The organism is uncultured Negativibacillus sp. (assembly GCF_944388365.1).
In the GTDB taxonomy this organism is placed as follows: Bacteria; Bacillota; Clostridia; order Oscillospirales; family Ruminococcaceae; genus Negativibacillus.
The window spans coordinates 1-3,928 of record NZ_CALXIN010000141.1 but is presented as its reverse complement, the minus strand read 5'-3'; the positions used below and the strand labels follow the sequence as shown (position 1 = coordinate 3,928).

Here is a 3,928-nt window from a genome sequence, read left to right as displayed (position 1 = left end):
ATGAGCTTGGTATTCCCGTCAAAACGCCGCAGGTGCTGACCGAACAGCATCGCTTCCAGAAGGAGCAGCTAAAGCACCTCGAACGTTGGCTGCCCAGCCTGCGTCAGCAGCGATGCGCACAAGATGACGGCGCAGTGACCCTCTGCCGCGCTCCCAATCCTTATGAGGAAATTCGCTACGTCGCTGCCCAGATTGTGCGGCTGGTGCGGGCAGGCAAGGCGCGCTACCACGAGATTGCGGTCATTGCCCGCGACATCGACGCCTACCTCACCGCCGTCCAGGACATCTTTCCAAAGTACGACATCCCTTATTTTCTGGATCAGCGCGAGGACGTCCAGTCGATCCCTGTTTTTTCGCTGGTATTCTCGGCGCTGGATGCCCTGCGCACCAACTTTGATACCCAGCACATCCTTGCGCTGGGCAAAAATCCGCTGCTCGGTCTGGAAGAAACGCAGGTCGCCCAGCTGGAAAACTACTGCTTTTTGTGGGAGATCGACCACGGGCTGTGGATTTCTCCCGAAGGCTTCAGGAACCATCCGCGCGGACTGGTCGAGCAGTTTACCGACGACGACAGCGAACAGCTTGCACAGATTGCCTCGACCGCGCAGCAAATCTGCACGCCGCTGCTGCACCTGCGCGACCGGCTGTCCCACTGTTCGGGACAGGAGTTTGCAGCGGCGCTGTACGACTTTCTCATCGAAACCGGCGCCAAAGAACGGCTGCAGCAGCAGGCGGCGGTCGATGTTGCCGATCCTGAACAGCAGCGCACCCAGCGGCTCAATGCAGGCGCCTGGGAGATTTTGTGCGACCTGCTTGACGTCTTTGCGCATGTGCTGGAGGACATCGAGCTGCCGCTGGAACAGCTGCGCGAGCTGTTTTGCTCGGCGGCAACCATCAGCGACATCGGCGCCATCCCTGGGACGCTGGATCAGGTGGCGCTGGGCAGCGCCGACCGGATGCGTCCCAATGCGCCCAAGGTGACCTTTGTCATCGGTGCAAACCAGGGAGAATTTCCGCCGCTGCTGAAAGAAAACGGACTTTTTTCCGAAGCCGAGCGCGACCGGCTGCTGGAAAGCGGCATCCAGCTCAATCCTTCGGTCATCAAGCTGGCAAACTATGAAAAATACTACCTCTATGCGGCGATGACCAGCCCCAGTGAACAGCTGTTTGTCACCTGCCATGCAGCAAAGCTGACCGGAGAGGCCACTCCCGATTCTCCTGCCATCACTGCGCTGGAGCGGATGTTTGCGGACTTTGCGCCGGAGCAGTGGACGCAGTCCACTGTAGCCCTTTCGCCGCTGTTTTATGTCGCCAACGACCAGACCGCCTTCGAGACGCTCTGTCGGATTCTGCGCGAGGACACTCCGCTGACAGCGTCGCTGACCGCCTATGTCCGCACCACTCCCTATGCAAAGCGATTGCAGCAGGTGCAGCAGGCGATGCAGTCCGGCAGCTTTCGGATGCAGGACCGCGAACTGTCGCGCTTGCTGTTCGGCAATCGGATGCGGCTGTCTCCTTCGCGGGTGGAGCGGTACTTCAGCTGCCCGTTTGCCTATTTCTGTTCGGGAGGACTGGGCTTGCAGCCGCGGCGAAAGGTGGAGATTTCACCGATGCAGTCGGGAACCATCATCCACTTTGTGCTGGAAAAGATGGTGCGCACCCACGGCGGCAAGGGACTGGGAGAGCTTTCGTTTGAGCAGATGTTAAAGGAGGTGCAGGAACTGCTGCACACCTACCTTGCCGAGCGGGTCAGCGCCGATGAAGCGCTCAGCCGCCGTTTCCACTATCTGTTTGAGCGCCTGAGCCTGACCCTGTCGCGACTGCTGTGCCAGCTTGCCCTCGAATTTGCCCAGAGCGACTTTGAACCGGTGCGCTTTGAGCTGCCTATCCGTCAGGACGGCGAGGTCGCTCCTTTGCAGCTGTGCCTCGACGACGGCACCGAGGTGCTGGTGGAAGGCGTTGTCGACCGCGTGGACCTGATGGAAAAGGAGGGCCGCCGCTATGTGCGGGTGGTCGACTACAAATCGGGCAGCAAGAATTTTAAGCTCGACGATGTCTATTACGGACTCAATTTACAGATGCTGATTTATCTGTTTTCCATCTGGAAAAACGGCAAGGAGGATCTGGCGGACTGCCTGCCCGCAGGTGTGCTGTATCTTCCGGCAAAGGACCAGATCATCACCGCTGCCCGTCAGACCAGCGACGAACAGATCGCCCGCGAACGCCAGAAAAAGTACAAGATGAGCGGACTGGTGCTGGAGGACCCTGTGTGCATCACCGGAATGGAGCGGGAGGCCGCAGGCGTGTTTATTCCCGTCAAGCGCAAGAACGACGGCAGCTTTGATGCGCGTTCCAGCCTCGCTACCTTCGAACAGATGGGACGCATCCAGCGGCACATCGAACACATTCTGACCCAGATGGCGGTGAATCTGCAAAATGGACAGATTCCGTCCACGCCGGCACAGGGACTGGGCTATGAGCCGTGCCGCTTCTGCGACTACCGCTCGATCTGTCAGCACCGTGAAGGCGACGACACCCGCCGCCTGACCGATCTGTCCAGACAGGAATTTTACTCCGAGATTGCAAAGGAAGATTCCGGCGATCACGAGAACAAAACAACACCGCTGCATCAATAAAGAAGGAGGAAGTGTACAATGGAGCTTTCAAACGAGGCTGCACGCCAGCCGCGCTGGACGCAGGGCCAGCAGCAGGCCATCTCCTGTCGGGGAGGAACGGTGCTGGTATCGGCGGCGGCAGGCAGCGGCAAGACGGCGGTGCTGGTGCAGCGCGTCATCGACATCCTCACCGACCGCGAGCATCCGGTGGATGCCAACCGCATCCTGGTGGTCACCTTTTCCAATGCCGCTGCCGAGGAGATGCGCCAGCGTATCCAGACGCGCCTGGGCGAGCTAATCGCACAAAATCCCGCCGATCCTTATCTCCAGCGCCAGCGCACACTGCTTTCGGCGGCGCACATCAGCACCGTCCACTCGTTCTGTCTGGATCTGGTGCGTGCAAACTTTCAGCTGCTGGATGTGCCGTCCGACTTTCGATTGGGCAGCGAAAACGAAATCAAGCTGCTGGAGGAGGACGTCGCCCGCGAAACGCTCGAACAAAACTATGAGGAGGACGACGGCAGCTTTTCCGACCTGGTGGAGCTGGTGTCCTCGGGAAGAGATGACAAGGGCCTGATGGACACCCTGCGGCGGCTCTATGCCTTTGTGCGCTCCCATCCGTTTTACACCGACTGGCTCGACCAGAAACTGTTGATGTACGACGACACCATCCCTGTGGACCAGACTGTCTGGGGCAGGGTAATCGTCCACTATGCCCGCGATGCTGCAAATTATGCGCTGCATCAGCTCGAGCGCGCGCTGCACCTCATCGACGGCGACGAGGCGATGGAAAAAGCCTACCGCGATCCTTTCGCCGTCGATCGCGCCCAGCTGGCAGCGCTGTGCCAGACGCTGGAAACCGGACGATGGGACGAAATCTGCGAGTGTCTGGACAAGCTGAAATTCGGACGGCTGGGTGCTCTGCGAAACTATGAGGACACCGAAAAGAAGGAGCTGGTGCAGAAGCTGCGCAAATCGGCGCAGGGAGTGGTCGAGGAACTGGCCCAGCGGCTGTTTTCGGTGGATGAGCAGGGATTTGCCGATGACATCCGCTTTCTGCGTCCGCGCATTGAGACGCTGTTTCGTCTGGTGCTCGACTATGACCAGCGTCTGCTCAGAGCAAAGCGCATGCGCAGCCTGCTGGACTTTTCCGACCTCGAGCACTTTGCGGTTCAGCTGCTGGTACAAGGAGAACCGGAACACCGTCAGCGCACCGCGCTTGCCCGTGAGCTTGCCGACCATTACGCCTATGTGCTGGTCGACGAGTATCAGGACACCAACGCCACCCAGGACATGATCTTCAAAAGCGTCTC

2 protein-coding genes are annotated in these 3,928 nt (G+C 59.4%); both read left to right on the top strand.

Annotation, left to right across the window (positions count from 1 at the left end):
- Nucleotides 1-2,636 (top strand): PD-(D/E)XK nuclease family protein (locus tag Q0L39_RS11150; protein WP_296629211.1); only part of this gene is annotated, 2,636 nt, incomplete at its 5' end.
- 18 nt (nt 2,637-2,654) lie between these two features.
- Nucleotides 2,655-3,928 (top strand): UvrD-helicase domain-containing protein (locus Q0L39_RS11145; protein ID WP_296629210.1); only part of this gene is annotated, 1,274 nt, incomplete at its 3' end.